The 18,433-nt window shown below is 61.6% G+C and carries 18 protein-coding genes and 9 pseudogenes; 10 read left to right on the plus strand and 17 right to left on the minus strand.

The window, feature by feature from the left end:
• Positions 1–13: 13 nt before the first annotated feature.
• From ACZZZP_RS06365 to ACZZZP_RS06400, 8 genes are all read right to left on the minus strand, one after another.
• The gene (locus ACZZZP_RS06365; RefSeq protein ID WP_463536374.1) at positions 14–712 is read right to left on the minus strand and encodes a c-type cytochrome; all 699 of its coding nucleotides are present in this window, start codon (positions 710–712) and stop codon (positions 14–16) included.
• Entirely contained in the window at positions 702–887 is a 186-nt protein-coding gene (locus tag ACZZZP_RS06370; RefSeq protein WP_463536375.1) for a hypothetical protein, read from the minus strand. The genes ACZZZP_RS06365 and ACZZZP_RS06370 overlap by 11 nt, the downstream gene beginning before the upstream one ends.
• Positions 884–1,390, minus strand: a complete 507-nt coding sequence (locus ACZZZP_RS06375) for a GMC oxidoreductase (RefSeq protein WP_463382168.1) — start codon at positions 1,388–1,390, stop codon at positions 884–886. The genes ACZZZP_RS06370 and ACZZZP_RS06375 overlap by 4 nt, the downstream gene beginning before the upstream one ends.
• Complete coding sequence (locus ACZZZP_RS06380; RefSeq protein ID WP_463536376.1) at positions 1,360–2,388, minus strand: GMC family oxidoreductase N-terminal domain-containing protein; 1,029 nt, start codon at positions 2,386–2,388, stop codon at positions 1,360–1,362. The genes ACZZZP_RS06375 and ACZZZP_RS06380 overlap by 31 nt, the downstream gene beginning before the upstream one ends.
• Positions 2,274–2,645, minus strand: coding sequence for an FAD-dependent oxidoreductase (locus tag ACZZZP_RS06385; RefSeq protein ID WP_463536377.1), 372 nt, complete (start codon positions 2,643–2,645; stop codon positions 2,274–2,276). The genes ACZZZP_RS06380 and ACZZZP_RS06385 overlap by 115 nt, the downstream gene beginning before the upstream one ends.
• A 6-nt stretch (positions 2,646–2,651) precedes the next feature.
• Positions 2,652–3,020: a gluconate 2-dehydrogenase subunit 3 family protein gene (locus ACZZZP_RS06390; RefSeq protein WP_463536378.1), complete on the minus strand. Its 369-nt coding sequence runs from the start codon at positions 3,018–3,020 to the stop codon at positions 2,652–2,654.
• A complete protein-coding gene (locus ACZZZP_RS06395) occupies positions 2,977–3,399 on the minus strand; it encodes a hypothetical protein (protein WP_463536379.1) in 423 nt (140 codons plus the stop codon). The genes ACZZZP_RS06390 and ACZZZP_RS06395 overlap by 44 nt, the downstream gene beginning before the upstream one ends.
• A gap of 285 nt (positions 3,400–3,684) precedes the next feature.
• Entirely contained in the window at positions 3,685–3,900 is a 216-nt protein-coding gene (locus ACZZZP_RS06400) for a hypothetical protein (protein ID WP_463536380.1), read from the minus strand.
• Between the two features lie 251 nt (positions 3,901–4,151).
• Between ACZZZP_RS06400 and ACZZZP_RS06405 the strand changes: the two genes are divergently transcribed.
• Positions 4,152–4,319, plus strand: a complete 168-nt coding sequence (locus ACZZZP_RS06405) for a hypothetical protein (RefSeq protein WP_463536381.1) — start codon at positions 4,152–4,154, stop codon at positions 4,317–4,319.
• Positions 4,320–4,441: 122 nt separating this feature from the next.
• Here the strand turns inward: ACZZZP_RS06405 and ACZZZP_RS06410 are convergent, their stop codons facing one another.
• Entirely contained in the window at positions 4,442–4,942 is a 501-nt protein-coding gene (locus ACZZZP_RS06410) for a serine hydrolase (protein WP_463536382.1), read from the minus strand.
• A gap of 236 nt (positions 4,943–5,178) precedes the next feature.
• On the opposite strand from ACZZZP_RS06410, the pseudogene ACZZZP_RS06415 reads away from it, so the two are divergent.
• The 3 pseudogenes from ACZZZP_RS06415 to ACZZZP_RS06425 all read left to right on the plus strand — a co-directional run bounded on the left by ACZZZP_RS06415 (position 5,179) and on the right by ACZZZP_RS06425 (position 7,139).
• Positions 5,179–6,299 (plus strand): annotated as a pseudogene (locus ACZZZP_RS06415) (beta-ketoacyl-ACP synthase III).
• Positions 6,299–6,911 (plus strand): annotated as a pseudogene (locus ACZZZP_RS06420) (RNA polymerase sigma factor). Before ACZZZP_RS06415 ends, ACZZZP_RS06420 begins: the two co-directional pseudogenes overlap by 1 nt.
• Positions 6,905–7,139 (plus strand): annotated as a pseudogene (locus tag ACZZZP_RS06425) (anti-sigma factor family protein). The pseudogenes ACZZZP_RS06420 and ACZZZP_RS06425 overlap by 7 nt, the downstream one beginning before the upstream one ends.
• Positions 7,140–7,148: 9 nt before the next feature.
• On the opposite strand, the gene ACZZZP_RS06430 reads toward ACZZZP_RS06425, so the two are convergent.
• The 6 genes and pseudogenes from ACZZZP_RS06430 to ACZZZP_RS06455 all read right to left on the minus strand — a co-directional run bounded on the left by ACZZZP_RS06430 (position 7,149) and on the right by ACZZZP_RS06455 (position 10,594).
• A complete protein-coding gene (locus tag ACZZZP_RS06430) occupies positions 7,149–7,520 on the minus strand; it encodes a glutathione S-transferase N-terminal domain-containing protein (RefSeq protein WP_122496713.1) in 372 nt (123 codons plus the stop codon).
• Between the two features lie 94 nt (positions 7,521–7,614).
• Positions 7,615–8,091, minus strand: a complete 477-nt coding sequence (locus ACZZZP_RS06435; RefSeq protein WP_463382175.1) for a bacteriohemerythrin — start codon at positions 8,089–8,091, stop codon at positions 7,615–7,617.
• A gap of 217 nt (positions 8,092–8,308) precedes the next feature.
• Positions 8,309–8,854 (minus strand): GTP cyclohydrolase I FolE, encoded by a 546-nt coding sequence (gene folE, locus ACZZZP_RS06440; protein ID WP_122451324.1) that lies wholly within the window; start codon positions 8,852–8,854, stop codon positions 8,309–8,311.
• A 92-nt stretch (positions 8,855–8,946) separates the two neighbouring features.
• Positions 8,947–9,501 (minus strand): annotated as a pseudogene (locus ACZZZP_RS06445) (Smr/MutS family protein); the annotation flags it as partial.
• A gap of 70 nt (positions 9,502–9,571) precedes the next feature.
• Positions 9,572–9,892, minus strand: a complete 321-nt coding sequence (locus ACZZZP_RS06450; RefSeq protein ID WP_122496719.1) for a hypothetical protein — start codon at positions 9,890–9,892, stop codon at positions 9,572–9,574.
• Positions 9,893–10,000: 108 nt separating this feature from the next.
• Positions 10,001–10,594, minus strand: a complete 594-nt coding sequence (locus tag ACZZZP_RS06455) for a cysteine hydrolase family protein (RefSeq protein ID WP_122496721.1) — start codon at positions 10,592–10,594, stop codon at positions 10,001–10,003.
• A gap of 182 nt (positions 10,595–10,776) precedes the next feature.
• Between ACZZZP_RS06455 and prmB the strand changes: the two genes are divergently transcribed.
• A complete protein-coding gene (gene prmB / locus ACZZZP_RS06460) occupies positions 10,777–11,691 on the plus strand; it encodes a 50S ribosomal protein L3 N(5)-glutamine methyltransferase (protein ID WP_463536383.1) in 915 nt (304 codons plus the stop codon).
• Positions 11,692–12,041: 350 nt separating this feature from the next.
• Here prmB and ACZZZP_RS06465 read toward each other — a convergent pair.
• Positions 12,042–12,861 (minus strand): annotated as a pseudogene (locus ACZZZP_RS06465) (hypothetical protein).
• A 97-nt stretch (positions 12,862–12,958) separates the two neighbouring features.
• Positions 12,959–13,915 (minus strand): alpha/beta hydrolase, encoded by a 957-nt coding sequence (locus ACZZZP_RS06470; RefSeq protein ID WP_463382178.1) that lies wholly within the window; start codon positions 13,913–13,915, stop codon positions 12,959–12,961.
• A 130-nt stretch (positions 13,916–14,045) separates the two neighbouring features.
• Here ACZZZP_RS06470 and aroC point away from each other — a divergent pair.
• From aroC to mtnC, 5 genes and pseudogenes are all read left to right on the plus strand, one after another.
• Positions 14,046–15,138: pseudogene (gene aroC / locus ACZZZP_RS06475) on the plus strand (chorismate synthase).
• 58 nt (positions 15,139–15,196) lie between these two features.
• A pseudogene (locus ACZZZP_RS06480) lies at positions 15,197–16,395 on the plus strand (MFS transporter).
• Positions 16,392–17,027: a methylthioribulose 1-phosphate dehydratase gene (locus ACZZZP_RS06485; RefSeq protein WP_463382180.1), complete on the plus strand. Its 636-nt coding sequence runs from the start codon at positions 16,392–16,394 to the stop codon at positions 17,025–17,027. The pseudogene ACZZZP_RS06480 and the gene ACZZZP_RS06485 overlap by 4 nt, the downstream one beginning before the upstream one ends.
• A pseudogene (locus ACZZZP_RS06490) lies at positions 17,024–17,568 on the plus strand (1,2-dihydroxy-3-keto-5-methylthiopentene dioxygenase). Before ACZZZP_RS06485 ends, ACZZZP_RS06490 begins: the two are co-directional and overlap by 4 nt.
• A 173-nt stretch (positions 17,569–17,741) precedes the next feature.
• A pseudogene (gene mtnC, locus ACZZZP_RS06495) lies at positions 17,742–18,426 on the plus strand (acireductone synthase).
• Positions 18,427–18,433: the final 7 nt, after the last annotated feature.

Consider the following 18,433-nt stretch of genomic DNA (forward strand, 5'->3'; position numbering starts at 1 on the left):
GGGTCATCGGCCGCTACCGCCGCGGCGCCGGTGACGGTTTCTGCCCATCTTTGAGGTATACCGCTACCGCCATCAGGTCTTCATCGGTCCAGTGCTGAGTCGAGTTTTCCACGGCCTCGGCCATCGGCCCGGAGGCGATGTCGAAGCGGTTGGCGCCGGTTTTCAGGTACTCGACGATGTCCTCGTTGCTCCACTTACCCATACCGCTGTGCGGGTTGGCGGTGATGTCCGGCGCGATCCAGCCCTGCAAATCGCCACCGGCGAGGAACTGGTCATTGTCGTCACCGCCGATGATGTTTTTCGGCGTGTGGCAGGTGCCACAGTGACCAAGACCTTCCACCAGATACGCGCCTCGGTTCCACTGCGGCGTTTTTTCCGCGTTGGGCACGAATTCACCGGCGGTGAAGTTCAGCCAGTTCCAGCCAACGAGGCTGGTGCGCACGTTGAAGGGAAACGGCAACTGGTTGGTTTCGACCGGGTTGTTCACCGGCTCCAACGTCTGCAGGTACGCCCATAGGGCGCGGTTGTCTTCGCGCGTGACCTTGGTGTACGCGGTAAAGGGCATGGCGCCGTACAGGCGTTTGCCGCCGCGGCTGTGGCCTTCGGACATCACGGCCTGGAAGTCGTCGAAATTCCAATGGCCCAGGCCGGTTTCCGGGTCTGGCGTGATGTTAGCGCCGACCAGTTTGCCGAACGGCGTTTCAATCGACACACCACCGGAAAACGCCGGGTTTGCCCGGCACGGTGTGGCAGGCGGTGCAGTCGCCCAGCACGGCCAGGTAGCGACCTTTTTCCACCATGTTGTACGAGTCGGCGCCGGAGGCTACGTGAACGCTGAGGCTCAGGCCGAACAGGGCAAAGGCGCCCAGTGAAATGAAAGTTTTCATACGCTGATCATCTCCCCAGGGCGTTTCAGGTACAGGCGGCGAATGGCGTCCGCTGCTTTGAAGGCCAGCGCGCCCACGGTGCCGGTGGGGTTGTAGCCGGGGTTCTGTGGGAAGGCGGAAGAGCCGACCACAAACAGGTTGGGCACGCCCCACACTTGCAGGTGTTTGTTGACCGAGCTGTTTTTCGGGTCGGCGCCCATGATGAAACCACCGACGATGTGCGACGACTGGTACGAGGTGTTCGACCACGGCCCCTTCCTCGGTGCCGGTACGAATTCACGCGGGTTCATGGCCTTGGCGATTTCCACGACTTTGTTGGTGCAGTACTGCGCCATCTTCAGGTCGTTTTCAGGGAAGTCGAAGGTGATGCGCAGCAACGGTCGGCCGTGCGGGTCGGTGTAGTTGGGGTCCAGCGACAGGTAGTTGTTGCGCGTGGTGTAACTGCTGGCCTCGCAGCCGATGGACATGGTGCTCAGGTAGTTTTCCACCGTGGCTTTTTCCACTTCGCGCCCCAGTTCGGGGTGCCCGGCGGCACCGGTCGGGAGTCGATGGGCGGGGCGCCAATCAGGGTGACGCGCGTACTGCCGCCCCCGACGAAGCCAAGCCCGGAGTGGTCGAAGTTGTCGTTGTTGAATTCGTCGATGCCCATGCCGATAGCGCCGCCGCCGATAAACGGGTTGAAGTTCTTATCGTTGAAGAACATGCGCACGCTGTTGGCGGTCTGGTAGGCGAAATTGCGGCCGGTGGTGCCGGTGTTGGCGATGGGGTTGTAGGGTTCGCCGATGCCGGAGAGCAGCATGAGCCGCACGTTTTCGAAGATGAATGCGGCGATCACCACGATCTCGGCCGGCTGCTCCCATTCTTCGCCGCTGGAGTCGACATAAATGATGCCGGTGGCGCGGGTGCCGGTGCTGTCCATCACCACCTTGAGCACTTCGGAATTGGTTTTGGCGGTGAAGTTGGGCTTGCGAATCAACGCTGGCAGCACGTTGACGATGGCGCTGGCCTTGGAATAGTTGGCGCAGCCGTAGTTGGTGCAGAAGCCGCAGAACGTGCACGGCCCCATGGTGACGCCCAACTGGTTGGTGTAAGCTCTGCGAGGCCAGCGCCGAGGGCACCGGGAAGGGCTTGTAACCGAGGTTTTTCGCGGTTTCAGCGAATAGCGTCGGCGCGTAGGTTTGCGCGGTGGGCGGGTTCGGGTATTCCTTGGAGCGGGCCCTTCGAATGGGTTGCCGCCGTCAACGATGGTGCCATTGAGGTTGCCGGCCTTGCCAGACACACCAGCCAACCGCTCGAAGGCGTCGTAGTGCGGCTCCATTTCTTCCCACGTGGTGCCCCAATCTTGCAGTGTCAGCTCTGCGGGCACTTCCTTGCCGTAGCGTTCTTTCAAGTGGCTGGCCAGGCGGAATTCTTCAGGCTGGAAGCGAAAGGTGATGCCGGCCCAGTGGTTGCCGGCGCCGCCGGTGCCGTTGCCGGGGTGGAACGAGCCCCACACACGCATGGGCAGCGCGGTTTCAGATTCTTTATTGCGCATCGTGCAAGTGTTTGCTTGGTGCGCAGCATCAGCTCCTGGCGGCGGCTGTAGCGCAATTCGTCGGTGGCGTGGGCCAGGTTGAAGTCGCTGGCGGTGTCGCGCCACGGGCCGCGTTCAAAACCGATGACGTTGAGGCCGGTGTCTGCCAGTTCGTTCGCGATAATCGAGCCCGCCCAGCCGAGACCGACAACCACCACGTCGGTGGAAGGAAGTTTTTTAGCCATGATGAGTTAACCCTTTTTATTCCAGGCGGAGCTGCCGATGATCGAGAGCGGCGTGAGGTTCAGCTTCTGGTTATGCAGGCCCACGTAGTCGCGGTAGTCGTAGCGCGCGCCGGGGAAGCCGATCATTTTCCAAGCCACCATGTCGCGGTTGCCGCCGTAGATTGGGTCGGCAAAAAAGCCTTCCATGGTGTTATCCAGCACTTGCTGGAAGAACGCTTTGGCTTCGATGCCTTCGAGCGTGATGGCGCCTTTTTCCAGGTCGACCAGCACCTTGTCGCGCTGCTCCGGTGGCAGCTCGCTGAATTTTTTCTGGAAGGTGGCCTGGCAATATTTATCCAGCCCGGCCAGGCCCAGGCGGTAACGCTCGCGCGGCACCAGCGGCGATTGATCGGCCTGCGCTGGCGTGCCGGGGGTGAAGGGGCCTCTTCATGTAGAGGCGGCCGAAGTCGCCGTAGTCGCTCATCATCTGGCGGTCCATAAACACCACACAGCCGGCCTCTTTGCCGCTGACGCTCAGTTCGTCAGCAGGAATCAGCTGCTCAACGATGGCCTCAAGCTCAACCACTTCCTCTGGCGTAAAAAATTGCCAACCCGGACTGTCGTAGTGCAGCGGGCCGTTGTGGTCGAAGGGCAGCCATTTGGGCGTGCCGATCACGGTGGCCGCCTGGGCGGTTGCGGCGGCGCCAATAGCCAGGGAGGTGGCGGAAGTTTTCAACAACTGCCGGCGGGTGAAGCCTTTGGATTGCTCAGTCATGCAGGGCTCCTGACGCAGCGCGCGCCTCGGGTGGCTGGGTTACAGCCTGGTAGAGGCGGGCCTGCCGTTATCAGTTCACGGGTTTTTTGCGAGCCTGGCCATAGGGTCAGACGAGCGAAGCGAGGGTGCGAAAGGTGGCTGGTTGTGGCCCCGGATGCGGATTAACGGCAAGGCGTTATCCGCGGTCGTCTTGTCCGCGCGGATTTTTAGACTACGGTTCATTACAAATTGTTGCAGGTTTTATCCGCGTAAATATCTGTTGCGGCTGGGGTAACAATCCGCGTGCTAGACGCATTCCGACATTGTGTCCGCGGCTTCAAGGCGAGCCGCTTGAGCGGCCAGCAGCCCGGCGTAAAACAGCTGCACGGTTGCGCCGTACAAAGCGCTGGGCAGCAGATCGCCGGCGAAGTGATTGCAGTCACCGTTGGGCAAGGCCAGCACGGGACTGTGTTTTTTGTTGGTTAATAAAAGGAAGCTCGATTGGTGGGCGAAATCGAGCACCAAGCCCTTTCCGAGTCCACCCGGTGTGCGCCACGGCGTTGCCAGCGGCCGGCAGCAGCACGCCATAAGTTAGCTGCGTGCTGGCTGTTGGCACCTGGAAACCCAGTGCGTATGTGGCGTCGGCATTTAGCGTTTGGGTGAACAGCTGCACCGTTTGCGCCGAGCACAGGCGGTAATCGCCCAGGCTGCCGCCGTTGAGCAGCGAGTTGGCTCAATACGCTGAGGTCGGCTGCGGTGGAAAACAGTCCAGCATGACCAGAGACTTGGCCCATGGCGTAATAGGCCATTTCGTCATGCACCTCGCCCTGCAGCGTGTAGGTGCGAATGTTGGGAAACCAGACGTGCCCATCACGGGTATTACCGCAGCGCTCCGTGGCTTCGAAGCGGTTTCGGTCGATGCCGCGTTCGCGCATTTGTAGCCGGTGTCATCTAAGCCCAGCGGCGCATAGATGTGTTCGTGAACGTACGCGTCTTGCCGAACGCCCCGTGACGGTTTCGATGATCAAACCCAGCATGGCAAAGCCGACGTCGCTGTAGAGCGTCACGCTATCGGGCTCATGCCGCAGCGGCACCAGGGGCAGCAGCCAGCATGTTTGCGTTCGGCTCTGAGAGTAAAACGCGACGGGCACTTGCTTGGGGTCGTAAATGAAAGGACGAGGGCAGGCCCGATCGATGCTGCAGCAAATGCCGCACCGTAACCTTTGCTTTGCTGCCGCCAGCGAAGGTCGGCAGGTAATGCGAGACAGGGGCGTCGATGCTCACCGCGCCCTACGTCCACCAAGTGCATCAGCGCCAGCGTGGTGGAAAAGATTTTGGTCAGGGAGGCGAGGTCGAACAGGGTGTCGTCGCGCATGGGTTCTGGGGTTGGCATCAGCGTCGTTTCGTCGTAGCGGCGCTGTTTACCGTGCGCCTCGAACAGCACCGGTCGGCCCTTGCAATGGGCGGCGAGCACCGCGCCGGGTAAACCGTTGGCCACGGAAAAGCGCAGCTCATTTCGAATTTTTTCCCGCCAGCTGGCGGGGTAATCGGCGTTGGCAGTCATGGGCGAGGCGCTCCGTCGGCAGTGGGAAACCAGTCAACCATAAGGGCTGAGCGCTATTTAAGCTGACGCATCCGGCCGTTCCTGGTGCCTTTTCCGAAGACTGCCCTTGCTGTATCAGACGCAGTTGTGTGCCTTGTCGCCGGTGACGAACGTCTGCCGGTATCGCTGGGGATTTGTAGTCCTTTTCGGGCACAATAGCCGCCATTCCGATCAATAACGTTGCAAGAGGATCGACCGTGTATAATGTCGTCATCAGCGGTACCGGCCTATTTACCCCGGAAAACAGCATTTCGAACGATGAGCTGGTGGAGTCCTTTAATACGTACGTGCGGCAATTCAACGCCGACAACGCTGCCGCCATTGAACGCGGTGAAGTCGAGGCGCTGAGCGAGTCCAGCAGCGCTTTCATCGAAAAAGCCTCCGGCATCAAAAGCCGCTTTGTAATGAACAAAGAAGGCATTCTCGACCCGCAACGCATGACCCCCCGCCTGCCGGAACGCTCGAACGAAGAGTGGGGCATTCTTTGCCAAATGGGCGTGGCGGCGGCTGAGCAAGCCTTGCAACGCGCCGGCAAAACGGCGGCGGACGTCGACGGTGTAATCGTCGCCTGCTCGAACCTGGAACGCGCCTACCCGGCCGTGGCCATTGAAGTGCAAGCCGCGCTGGGCATCACCGGTTTCGCCTACGACATGAACGTGGCGTGTTCCTCTGCCACCTTCGGCATTCAGGCAGCCACGCAGAACATTCAACTGGGCCAAGCCCGCGCGATTCTCGTGGTAAGCCCGGAAATCTGCACCGGTCACCTGAACTTCCGCGACCGCGACAGCCACTTCATCTTTGGCGATGCCGCCACCGCCGTGCTGGTGGAACGTGCCGATCTGGCTACTTCGGCCTACCAGTTCGACGTCGTCAGCACCAAGCTGCTGACTCAGTTCTCCAACAACATCCGCAACAACTTCGGCTTCCTCAACCGCGCGGCGGAAGAGGGCATCGGCCAGCGCGACAAACTCTTCGTGCAGGAAGGCCGCAAGGTATTCCGTGACGTGTGCCCGATGGTGGCCGAGCTGGTGGGCGAGCACCTGGCCGCCAACGACATTCAGGTGTCTGACGTGAAACGCTTCTGGCTGCACCAGGCCAACCTGAGCATGAACCTGCTGATCACCAAAAGCTGCTGGGCCGCGACGCCTTGCCGGACGAAGCGCCGGTGATTCTCGACACCTACGCCAACACCAGTTCGGCCGGCTCGGTTATCGCCTTTCACAAAAATCAGGACGACCTGCCAAGCGGCACCCTGGGTGTGCTCAGCTCGTTCGGCGCCGGTTACTCCATTGGCAGCGTGATTCTGCGTAAGCATTGATGAGCGCGCCGCCCGACGCGCAGTTACTGCCACGCCTGCTGGCCGGCGACCAACTGGCCTTTCGCGAGTTGGTCGCCAGCTATCAGAGCGCGATGCGCGCGGTGGCCTATGCCATTGTCGGCAGCCGCAATGCCGATGAAGTGGTGCAAGACGCCTGGCTGGCGGTGGTGCGCAATCTGAGCTGGTTTTCAGGGCCGCTCCAGCCTGAAAACCTGGCTGCTGACCATCACCGCCAACACCGCCAAAACCCGCCTGAAACACAACCGCCGCGAAGTGCTGCTGGACGATATTCCATCGCCCCATGGCAGCATCGACGACGGTCGTTTCGCCGAAGACGGCCACTGGCTGCTGGCACCGCACAACTGGCATCAGGATTCGCCGGAGGCGTTGCTCACCGAAGACGAGCTGCGCGAATGCCTGGAGAAAACCTTGGCGAGTCTGTCGGATTTGCAAGGCAGCGTGCTGAACCTGCGCGAACGGCAGGGCCTGGAGTTGGAGGAGATCTGTAATCTTCTCGACATCTCGCTCTCTAATGCACGGGTGCTGTTGCATCGCGCACGGCTCAAGGTGTTTGCCACCCTGGAGCATTTCGAGGAGACGGGGCATTGCTGACGTGTAAAGAACTGGTCGCCCATTCGAGTGATTTTCTCGACGGGCAATTGCGCCTGCGCTCACGCATTGCCGTGCGCCTGCACTGTGGCCAGCTGCACCAATTGCCGTCGGTTTATCCGGCAGATGCGCCTTACCCGAGTGGTATTGCGCGACCTGCCAGAGGCGCCGATTCCTGACCTCGACAGCCTGGCGCAACGCTTGGCCGAGCTGCAAAGAAACGGTCAGTAGACCTTCTGTTTATACGGTGGCGAAGCGATCTTCCAGGTACTGCATGATCGCCTTGGATTCATACATCCACGTGGTGCCGCCGTTTTCTTCGATACGCAAGCACGGCACTTTGATCGCGCCGCCACCGGCCAATAGCGCTTGGCGGTGTTGCTCATTGTTCTTGGCGTCGCGCAGCTCAACCGGCAGATTCAGGCGGTGCATGGTGCGGCGGGTGCGTACGCAAAACGGGCACGCCTGGAACTGATACAGCGCCATGCCTGAGGTGGCCTGGGCGACTTGGGCTTGCGCCTCGGGCGTGCGCTTTTGTTTGCGCGGGCGGGTTATGAAGTCGATGAACACGATGAGCTGGCCCAAGCCAACCCGTAACGCTTTGATAAGCACCAGAACACCCTCAACGGCTGAAAATTCGAGGGCGGAGCTTACCTGAATGCGTGCGCCCTGGCCTTAGCCCGAGCGCATTTAGCCGCGCCGCCGATCAGGCGTGGGCTTCGCCGAAAAAGCGTTTGAACGAGCGCGATAGCCAGCCGCCGCTGTGTTTGTTGTTCACCAGGGCGTTGATGTTGTTCTTCACCGTCTGGGCGTAGGCCTTGTCGTCGTTGCGGATGTGGTTGAACAGCCAGCGTGACAACAGGTTGATCAGCTCCTGCGTCACGTCCTCGCCGGCGCGAAAACGCAAATTGAACTGGCTGACCCGGTCGGTAAAGATTTCATGCACGCGTTTATGGGGGCGGGTGAAGGCGTAACCGGCTTCTTCCAGCAGCGCTTCCTCAAAGGCGAAATGCGAAAGGGTGTAGTCCACCAATTCGCTGAGCACCTCGCCGACTTCTTCGCGGCTGTGGTTGTTTTCGTCGGCGTGAATCAGCTGGTTGATCATGGCGACGATTCGTTTGTGCTGATCGTCGATGATCTGAATGCCGGTGTTGAGGTCTTCCTGCCAGACTAAATAAGCCATGCGATTGCGTCCTTAGCGTGCTGCTCGACTGCGTGCGAGCGGATGCGCCAAGGCTAGTGAGGCGCTTTAGGACGGGGCCTGACTTACATCAAGGTCGATTATGTTTGTAGGAGTTTTCCTAGAGAATTGCGAAGAGCCGCGCGTGTACACACCGTCGCGCGGCGAATTCGAGGCACAAAAAACCGGCACAGTGGCCGGTTTTTTCGTATGGCGTGGCTTAGCGAATCAAGCCCATGAACTCGCTCCGGGTGGCGGCGTTCTGGCGGAATTCGCCGAGCATTACCGACGTCACCATCGACGAATTTTGCTTCTCGACACCGCGCATCATCATGCACATGTGCTGCGCTTCGATCACCACCGCCACGCCCAAGGCGCCGGTGACGGTTTGCACCGCTTCAGCAATCTGGCGGCTGAGGTTTTCCTGAATTTGCAGGCGGCGGGCGTACATGTCGACGATGCGCGCCACTTTCGACAAGCCCAACACTTTGCCGCTAGGAATGTAGGCGACGTGGGCTTTGCCAATGAACGGCAGCAGGTGGTGTTCGCACAGCGAGTACAGCTCGATGTTTTTCACCAACACCATTTCGCTGTTGTCGGAGCTGAACAGGGCACCGTTGGTGACTTCTTCCAAGGTCTGTTCATAACCGCGGCAAAGATACTGCATGGCTTTGGCGGCACGCTTGGGCGTGTCGAGCAGGCCTTCGCGGGAAACGTCCTCACCCAGTTGGCTGAGGATCGCGGTGTAATTCTGTTCCAGAGACATGATCTACCTGTAAGGCATGGGGGCAGTAAGCAGAAGACGCAGGGTAGGGCGCGGCACTGCCGCTTGCAAGCACTCCATGAGAAGCGTCCTACTTCGTCGCGGCCATCCATCATGGTGCGTTTGAGCAGCACGTAAATAGCGCCTGTGCCGCCGTGTTTCGGCAGGCACGAGGCAAAACCGAGCACGCCTTGGTGCTGACGCAGCCAGGTGTTGACGTGGCTTTTGATCATCGGCCGCTTGCCATCCATGCGCACCGCCTTGCCGTGGGTGACCCGTACGCAGCGGATTTCCAGCTTGTTGGCTTCGGCGAGAAATTCCCACAGCGTGTCGCGGGCCTTTTCGACGTTCATGCCGTGCAGGTCCAGGCTGCCTTCGAAGCTGATCTGGCCGAGTTTGAGTTTGCGCATCTGGCCGTCTTGCACGCCGTCGCGCGCCCAGTACAGCGGGTCTTCGGCGCCGACGTCGATAACGAACTGGTCAGACAAACCATCAACACGAGTAACGCCCTCGGAGATGGTCGCGGCCTGGCGCAGGGCCTGCACACGGGCGCGGTCAGCTTTGGGTTTGCCGGTTTCTGCACGGTCGTGCTGGAGAGGTTTGATGCCGCGAGTTTCGTTTTTGAAGAGGGAAAAGTCGTCGTCTTGCATGGGAGGTCTCCGCGAATGGGCCTAGTTTACCCATCGGTTCGCCACTTGGGGCGAACAACCCCCCGGCGAATCAGTCGTGTTTTTTCATCAAATGCGGAGCCAGTGCCAGATCGCTTGGGCGACGAAGACGGCGGCGGCAGCGGCGCCAGGCGGCAATGCCGAGCCAGAGCAACACCAAGCCAAAGACCAGAATCACGGTGGCGCTGCCGGGCGTGTCGTTCAAGCCGCCCAAGGCCGGTGGCCGACCCAGCAGCGTGGCGGCGCCGGCCATAGCCAGCAAAATTCCGAGCACGGCGAACAGCGCCGAAAGGGCGGCCGCGAAGCGCCAGCGCCAGCTTCCGGGGCCGCGTGGGCGAAGGCGTCGGGCATCGAAACCATCAGACAATTTCATTCCGCTTTCCTTTCAGGGTGTCGGCGGTATGACCGGTGCACGGGGTCGAGGTTCACTCACCGGGCCGTCGGAAGTCGGCGGGCGCCCGGTTTGGCGTGGGAAACAGGCTTAGATTAAAGCCTTGGCGTGGCTGACCAGCGCGGCGAAGTTGTCCGCCAGAATGGCCATTTCAGTGCGGTGCACCTCGGCGGCACTGATCACGCCCTCGCCGTACGGCAGGTCGCGCGTGGCACAGGCGCTGTCGACCAGGGTGCAGCGGTAACCGTAATCTTTGCAGGCGCGCACAGTGGTGCTGATGCTGGAATGGGTCATGAAGCCGCAAATGATCAGATCCAGGCGGCCGATGGCTTCCAGGCGACCGTGCAGGTCAGTGCCGGAAAAGGCATTTGGCAGGCGTTTTTCCACCACGGTTTCATTCGGAAGCGGCGCCAGTTCGGGCATGAATCTTCCGCGTGGGCCTTGCGGATCGAGAAAGCCGCCGGGAACCCCCAGGTGCTTTACATGAACGATTGGCGTGCCATTGGCGCGGGCGGTTTCGAGCAGGCTGGCGATCTCCGCAATGGCGGCGTCCAGGCCGGGCAGGGGCATGGCGCCGCTGCGGTATTCCTCTTGCGCATCGATAATCAGCAGGCAGGCATTACTCAAACTGGCCGGCGGATAACTGCGGCCGGTGAGCTGGAGTAAGGTTTGCGGTTGGGACATGTCGTGGCTCCTGACAGACGCGAATGGGCGTCATTGTCACCCCACAGGCGGTGCGTGTGAACCATTTACTTGTACGTCTGTGCTATGGGCCGATTTTGCGCCGCGTGCGCCGATGGCAAGAAAGCGACCGAGCCGCCAGCGCCTTCGGCTAAACTGCCGGCCTCGACTTTGGAGATGCCGCTGTGACCGTTTCGACCTCCCGTTTGCGTACCCTGCGTGACCACATTCGCTGGGCTGTCAGCCGCTTTCATGCTGAAGAACTGTTCTTCGGCCATGGCACCGACAACGCCTGGGACGACGCGCGGCAGCTGGTGCTCGGCGCCGTGCACCTGCCGTGGGAAGTGGCCGACGCCTACCTCGACTGCCGCCTCGAAGACGACGAGCGCGACTACCTCCACACCCTGCTCAAACAACGCATCGAAGAGCGCGTTCCCACTGCGTATCTGCTGGGCGAAGCCTGGTTCTGTGGCCTGCCATTTGTAGTGGATGAACGCGTGCTGATTCCGCGCTCGCCGATTGCCGAGCTGATTCAACAGCGCTTCAACCCCTGGCTGGCCGCCACGCCGGCACGCATTCTCGACCTGTGCACCGGCTCGGGCTGCATCGGCATTGCCTGCGCCTATGAGTTTGCTGGTGCTGAAGTGGTGTTGGCGGATCTGTCGTTCGAAGCGCTGGAAGTGGCGAACCAGAACATCGAACGCCATGGCCTCGATGAGCGGGTGTTCACCGTGCAAGGCGACGGCTTTGCCGGTTTGCCGGCGCAGCGTTTTGACCTGATCGTTTCCAACCCGCCCTATGTCGATGCCGAAGACTTCGCCGACATGCCCGCCGAATACCATCACGAACCGGAGCTTGGCCTGGCCTGCGGCGACGACGGCCTGGACCTGGTGCGCCGCATGCTCGCCGAAGCGGCTGACCATTTGACCGAGCAGGGTTTACTGGTCGTGGAAGTCGGCAACAGCCAGGTGCACGTGGAAGCGCTGTACCCGGAAGTGGACTTCACCTGGGCCGAGTTCACCAACGGTGGGCATGGCGTGTTTTTGCTGACGGCTGAGCAGTGCCGGCGGCATCGGGGGTTGTTTGCAGAGCGGGTTTGAAGTCCGCCTCTAACGCCTTGCGCAGTTTCGGACTTTTCCCCTCGCCCGCTTGCGGGGAGAGGGTGCCCGAAGGGCGGGAGAGGGGCTTTTGTCTGAGACCGAGCGCGCCGCTGCCCTCACCCCCAGCCCCTCTCCCGCAAGCGGGCGAGGGGGAGCTCTATCGCAACATCGTTTAAGCCCCACGCGGTTCTGAACATTTCCCCTCGCCCGCTTGCGGGAGAGGGTGCCCGAAGGGCGGGAGAGGGGCGGTTGGCTGGGACCGGGTCCGCCGCTGCCCTCACCCCCAGCCCCTCTCCCGCATGCGGGCGAGGGGAGCAGAGCCGTTGAGTTTGTTTTGGCCGTTGAGTTTGTTACCGAGACGCCATCCAAATAAACAACCCCGCCTGAAACACACAAAACGCCACCAGACACGCAATGGTGAACCGCTGCGTGCCTTCTTCGCGGCGCAGGCTGTCGATGCGCTGCTGTTGTTTCAGCAGTTTGACGTCCTGCTCGCGCAGGCTGTGGTCGGCGTGTTCGAGCATCGCGGCGGCGTCCATCAGTTCGATGCTTTGCACCTTTTCCTTGTTCCAGTCGCCACGCGAGTGAGCTCACGCGCGGCGCGGAGTAGGTGGCTTTGGCTTGCTGGGCATCGGCGTAGTCGATGTCGAAGCCCTGGGCTTTGAGGAAATGGTCGCGGCGTAAACGGGCATCTTCGCTGAGCACGTCTTTTATCCCCAGCGCACCGCCTTCCACGGTGTAGTGCGCGCACCGCTGTTGGGCCCAGGCGATGCCTTGGGCTAGCAGGAAACGGCCAAGGCCTCGGTTGATCGGCTCCAGGCGCATGCCTTTGTCCGGGCCGAAGCGCACTTCTTTAAGCCGGTGGTCAATCCACACTTCCAGCACGTTGTCGCCCTTGCGGGTCATGATGCCGGGCAGGCTGATGGTCAGGCGCAAAAAGCTCAGGTCGGGACTGTGGCGGGCCAGGCGCCCCAGTTGCACAAAGCGCAACGGGCGGCTGCCGGTGTAGCGGTCGGCGGGCAGGGGCGCCAAGCGCAGCAGGCGCAGCTGGTCGTCGGGCAGGGCGTTCCACGGGTGCGGAAGCGCCGCATTGACTTCGCTGACGGCGGTTTCTTCGGAGGGCGTTTCCTCGGAAAGCGGCGCGGGTTGTTCGATGTCGGTGTCTGCCATGCGCGTGGTCCAAAGCCGTGGTTGCGGTACGCAGAAGCGTACTCGTCTGGGTTTCTATCGGCTATGGCCTGCGCCGCTTGAGGCTGGCGCAGTGCTACTAGTGAACGGCGAGCACGAAGTCGACCAAGCGGCTTGTCAGCTCGCGGGCCAGCGGCAGCTTTGGGTTGTTGTAGGACGCCAATTGCGCCTTCGGCTCGTTGGCGACGATTCGCAGCACATGGTTCATGCCCGCGATCACCACCAGCTGCGCGTCCGGCTTGGCGGCTTTCAATGCGTTGGCATCCTTCACTTCAACCTGCATGTCATGGCTGCCCTGCACGATCAGCGCCGGCATGGTCAGCCGCGCGAAGGCGCCGGCCGGGTCTTGCTGGAACAGTGAAATAAGGTACGGCTGCACGCTGGGACGAAACAGCACCTGCAATGCCTCCGGCACGTGGGGCACCGGTTGGCCGGCTTTGAGTTGGTCGATGGTCCACAGGCTTTGCGGCAGCAAGGCGGCGGGCTGGCGTTCGCGCAGTTGTTCTTTGATCACTTGGTCAATGGGCCGCCCGGTGCCGGCAATCGACACCACGGCATTGGCTCCGGCCTTGGGTGCGGCAAGGGTGGCGATCAACGCACCTTCGCTGTGTCCGATCAGCGTCAGGGTGGAAAAACGCTGATCTTGGCGAAGCGTGCTGCTCCAGCCCACCGCGTCTTGCACATATTTGTCGACGCTCAGGTCGCGCTCATCCGGCGTGGCGGGGCGGCTGGCGGCAATGCCGCGTTTGTCGTAGCGCACGCTGGCGATGCCGTTCTGCGCCAGGTTCTGCGCCAGCAGTTTAAGGCTGTCGTTATTGCCGCCTTCGGGGTTATTGCCGTTACGGTCGGTGGGCCCGGAGCCGGCAATCAGCAGCACAACGGGCACCGGCACGTCGGTTTTGGGCAGCAGCAAGGTGCCGTGCAATTGGCCTTCGGCGGTGTCCAGCGTCAGCGGCCGTTGCAATACGGTGAACGATTGCGCCTGGCTTACAGCAGGCATCAGCAGGAACAGCAGCAGGGCAAGCGCGCGCGGCATAGGAGGGCTACATAGCGGGAGGTAGGCGTTTGGACGCAGCAGATGGAATAAGGTTCGAGGATGAACTGGTCCCGTGGCGCGGGTATACTCCTCGGCGCTTATTTTGGCTGATTTCGCGGAGCGCCCCTGCATGTCCGGCAACACCTACGGCAAGCTGTTCACTGTCACCACCGCTGGCGAAAGCCATGGCCCGGCCCTGGTGGCCATCGTTGACGGCTGCCCGCCCGGCCTGGTGCTTAGCGAAGCAGACCTGCAGATCGACCTGGACCGCCGCAAGCCTGGCACCAGCCGCCACACGACGCAGCGCCAGGAAGCCGACGAAGTTGAAATCGTCTCCGGCGTCTTCGAGGGCAAAACCACCGGCACGCCGATTGGCCTGTTGATCCGCAATACCGACCAGAAGTCCAAAGACTACTCGGCGATCAAAGACCTGTTCCGCCCGGCCCACGCCGACTACACCTACCACCACAAATACGGCGTGCGCGATTACCGTGGCGGCGGCCGCAGCCTCGGCGCGCGAAACCGCCATGCGCGTGGCGGCCGGTGCCATCGCCAAGAAAGTGCTGGCCGGTTTTGGCATTCAGGTGCGCGGTTACATGAGCCAACTCGGCCCCATCGAGATTCCGTTCCAAACGTGGGACAGCGTCGAAGACAACGCCTTCTTCTGCCCCGACCCGAGCAAAGTGCCGGAGCTGGAAGCCTATATGGACCAGCTGCGCCGCGATCAGGATTCGGTCGGCGCGAAAATCACCGTGGTTGCCGATGGCGTGATGCCTGGCCTGGGCGAGCCTATTTTCGACCGTCTGGACGCCGACCTGGCCCATGCGCTGATGAGCATCAATGCGGTGAAAGGCGTGGAAATCGGCGCCGGTTTCGCCTGTGTCGCCCAGCGCGGCACCGAGCACCGCGACGAGCTGACGCCAGAAGGTTTCCTCAGCAATAACGCTGGCGGCATTCTCGGCGGCATCTCGTCGGGCCAGCCCATCGTGGCGCACCTGGCGTTGAAACCCACCTCAAGCATCACCACGCCGGGCCGCTCGGTGGACGTCGCCGGCCAGCCGCAAGATGTCATCACCAAAGGCCGTCACGACCCGTGCGTGGGCATTCGCGCCACGCCGATTGCCGAAGCAATGATGGCCATCGTGTTGCTCGACCACCTGCTGCGTAACCGCGGGCAGAACGCCGACGTACACGTCAGCACCCCGGTGCTGGGCCAGCTGTGATTTCGCCTATTGCCCTGGCGCCCGCAATGGGCGCACTGGGCGTGGCGGGGTAGGCGTGATGGCCAGCCCACTGCCGTACTGGCGGTTATCCAGTTTCTACTTCTTTTACTTCGCCCTGCTTGGGGCCACCGCGCCGTTTCTGGCGCTGTACTTCTCATCACCTTGGGTTCTCCCCGGCGCGCATTGGCGAGCTGGTGGCCATTCCCATGCTGATGCGCTGCGTGGCTCCGAATCTGTGGGGCTGGATCGGCGACCGAACCGGCAAACGCCTGGCCATCGTGCGCTTTGGCGCCGCCGCGACCCTGCTGTGTTTCAGCCTGATCTTCATCAGCAAAAGCTACGCCTGGCTGGCGCTGATCATGGCGCTGCACGCCTTCTTCTGGCACGCCGTGCTGCCGCAATTCGAAGTCATCACCCTGGCCCATTTGCGCGAGCAAGCGGCGCGTTATAGCCAGGTTCGGCTGTGGGGCAGCATCGGTTTTATCGTTTGCGTGGCGGCGCTGGGCAAGCTGTTCGAATGGCTGAGCCTGGACATTTATCCCTGGGCGCTGATCGCCATCATGACCGGCATCGTCATCAGCAGTTACTGGGTGCCGAACGCGCAACCCTACGCGCGCGACAATCAGCTCAACGTCGGCGGTTTCCTCGCCCAGCTGCGCCAGCCAGAGCGTGTTGGCGTTTTACCTGTGCATCGGTCTGATGCAACTCAGCCACGGGCCGTATTACACCTTTCTCACCTTGCACCTGGAGGCGCTGGGTTACGCCCGTGGGTTTATCGGTCAGTTGTGGGCTCTTGGCGTGGTGGCCGAGGTGCTGATGTTTCTGCTGATGGTGCGCATTCTTCAGCGCTTCACCTTGCGTCAGGTATTAACGGCCAGCTTTTTATTGGCCGCCTTGCGCTGGCTGCTGCTGGGCAATTTCGCTGAGCATTTGCCCGTGCTGGTGCTGGCCCAAGTGCTGCACGCCGCCACCTTTGGCAGCTTTCATGCGGCGGCCATTCATTTTGTGCAGCGCAGCTTTGGCGCCAACCAACAAGGCCAGGGCCAGGCGCTTTATGCCGCACTGGCGGGAATCGGCGGCGCGTGCGGTGCGCTGTATTCGGGGTATAGCTGGAACACGCTGGGCCCGGCCTGGACGTTTGCCCTCGCCAGTGTTGCGGCCACGGCGGCGGCCGTTATCATTGCGCTGCGTCTGCCAAGCGACAACGCCCGCGACGGCGCACAGCCACCCACCGCATTGGAAGAGGAGCGGGCATGAGCCGGCAACAATTGGCCGACGAGATTATCGCGGCAGGACGTTTTCTTTATGGTCGCGGCTGGTCGCCGGCCACCAGCAGCAATTACTCGGCGCGGCTCTCGGCCACCGAGGCGCTGCTCACGGTTTCCGGCAAGCACAAAGGCCAGCTAGGCCCAGACGATGTGCTCGCCACCGACCTGCACGGTAACTCGCTGGAACCCGGCAAAAAGCCCTCGGCTGAAACCTTGTTGCACACCCAGCTGTACCAATGGCGCGCCGATATTGGCGCGGTGCTGCACACCCATTCGGTTAACGCCACGGTGCTGTCACGCGCCACCGAGGCCAGCGAGCTGGTGTTCGAAGACTACGAACTGCAAAAAGCCTTCAGCGGTATCGCCACCCACGAATCACGAGTGCGCGTGCCGATTTTCGACAACGATCAGGACATCGCCCGTCTGGCCGCCAAGGTTCAGCCTTGGCTCGAACAGCACCCCGATTGCGTGGGCTACCTGATTCGCGGCCACGGGCTGTACACCTGGGGCGCGCGCATGAGCGACGCGTTGCGCCAGATCGAAGCGTTTGAATTCCTGTTCGAGTGCGAGCTGAAAATGCGCGCGCTTGGCCTCACGTCTACAGAGAGAACCGCGCCATGAGCAGCCTCAGTGTGTTTTCCGTCGCCACGCCGGACATCCCCAATAAAGTGCTCAACCACCTCGAAGACATCGCCAGCACCCTGGCGGCGGTCGGTGTGCGTTTCGAGCGCTGGCAAGCCGTGGCGCCGATCAAACCGGGCGCTAGCCAGGACGAAGTGATCGCCGCCTACAAACCGCAAATCGACGCGCTGATGAACGAGCGCGGCTATGTCACCGTCGACGTCATCAGCCTCAACGCCGACCACCCGCAAAAAGCCGAACTGCGCGCCAAGTTCCTCGACGAACACCAGCACGCTGAAGATGAAGTGCGCTTTTTCGTCGCCGGGCGCGGTTTGTTCACCCTGCACATTGATGACTACGTGTACGCCGTGCTTTGCGAAAAGAACGACCTCATCTCCGTGCCAGCCGGCACGCGGCACTGGTTTGATATGGGCGAGCATCCGCATTTCATCGCCATTCGCCTGTTCAACAACCCTGAGGGTGGGTGGCGAATTTCACCGGCGAAGATATCGCCAGCCGGTTTCCGCGATTGGAAGACTGACTGTCTTTCACCTGATCCCAAACCCCTTACACCGTCATCCTCGCGAATGCGGGGATCCAGAATTTTCGCCATGACATACATTCTGGATCCCGAATCGTCGGACCGCCGCGTGCGCGAGGATGACGGATGTTTTGTTGTAGATGTTTGATTCGAATTCGAAGGAACCCCATCCCATGCCCATCAAAGCCATCCTCACCGACATCGAAGGCACCACCAGCGCGGTGAGTTTTGTCTTTGATGTGCTGTTCCCCTTCGCCGCCGAGCACCTGCCCGACTTCGTCTTGCTCAATGCCCAGCAACCGCAGGTGGCCGAGCAGCTCAACGCCGTGCGCGAGCAAAGCGGCGAGCCGCAGGCGCAGATGTGGCGCGCGTGATCGACATTCTTTTGCAGTGGATCGCCGAAGACCGCAAGGCCACGCCGCTCAAGGCGCTGCAAGGCATGGTCTGGGCTGAAGGCTATAAGGCCGGTCTGCTCAAGGGCACGTTTACCCAGATGCGGTCGAGGCGTTGAAGCGCTGGAAGGAGGACGGCTACGCGCTGTACGTGTACTCATCCGGCTCGATTCAGGCGCAGCAGTTGATTTTCGGCTGTTCGGTCGCGGGCGATTTGTCGCCGCTGTTTTCCGGCTACTTCGACACCACCTCCGGCCCCAAGCGCGAGGCGCAGTCGTACCGCACCATCGTCGCCAGCATTGGCGTGCCAGCACATGAAGTGCTGTTTCTGTCTGACATCGTTGAAGAACTGGACGCGGCCCAGGCGGCCGGTTTGCAAACCTGCGGCCTGGCGCGTGAAGGCGGCGAATTGCGCGGGCATCAGACCCTGGCCAGCTTCGCGCTGATCGACCTCAACGCCTACTGAAACGCCT

It is taken from the genome of Pseudomonas sp. AC211 (genome assembly GCF_979258055.1).

Coding starts and splice junctions, on each gene's coding strand:
- ACZZZP_RS06410 (WP_463536382.1), bottom strand. CDS start 4,942: ATGACTGCCAACGCCGATTACCCCGCCAGCTGGCGGGAAAAAATTCGA.
- ACZZZP_RS06370 (WP_463536375.1), bottom strand. CDS start 887: ATGAAAACTTTCATTTCACTGGGCGCCTTTGCCCTGTTCGGCCTGAGC.
- ACZZZP_RS06450 (WP_122496719.1), bottom strand. CDS start 9,892: ATGAAATTGTCTGATGGTTTCGATGCCCGACGCCTTCGCCCACGCGGC.
- ACZZZP_RS06405 (WP_463536381.1), top strand. CDS start 4,152: ATGACCAGAGACTTGGCCCATGGCGTAATAGGCCATTTCGTCATGCAC.
- ACZZZP_RS06385 (WP_463536377.1), bottom strand. CDS start 2,645: ATGGCTAAAAAACTTCCTTCCACCGACGTGGTGGTTGTCGGTCTCGGC.
- ACZZZP_RS06380 (WP_463536376.1), bottom strand. CDS start 2,388: ATGCGTGTGTGGGGCTCGTTCCACCCCGGCAACGGCACCGGCGGCGCC.
- folE (WP_122451324.1), bottom strand. CDS start 8,854: ATGTCTCTGGAACAGAATTACACCGCGATCCTCAGCCAACTGGGTGAG.
- ACZZZP_RS06455 (WP_122496721.1), bottom strand. CDS start 10,594: ATGTCCCAACCGCAAACCTTACTCCAGCTCACCGGCCGCAGTTATCCG.
- ACZZZP_RS06470 (WP_463382178.1), bottom strand. CDS start 13,915: ATGCCGCGCGCGCTTGCCCTGCTGCTGTTCCTGCTGATGCCTGCTGTA.
- ACZZZP_RS06485 (WP_463382180.1), top strand. CDS start 16,392: ATGAGCCGGCAACAATTGGCCGACGAGATTATCGCGGCAGGACGTTTT.
- ACZZZP_RS06395 (WP_463536379.1), bottom strand. CDS start 3,399: ATGACTGAGCAATCCAAAGGCTTCACCCGCCGGCAGTTGTTGAAAACT.
- ACZZZP_RS06435 (WP_463382175.1), bottom strand. CDS start 8,091: ATGGCTTATTTAGTCTGGCAGGAAGACCTCAACACCGGCATTCAGATC.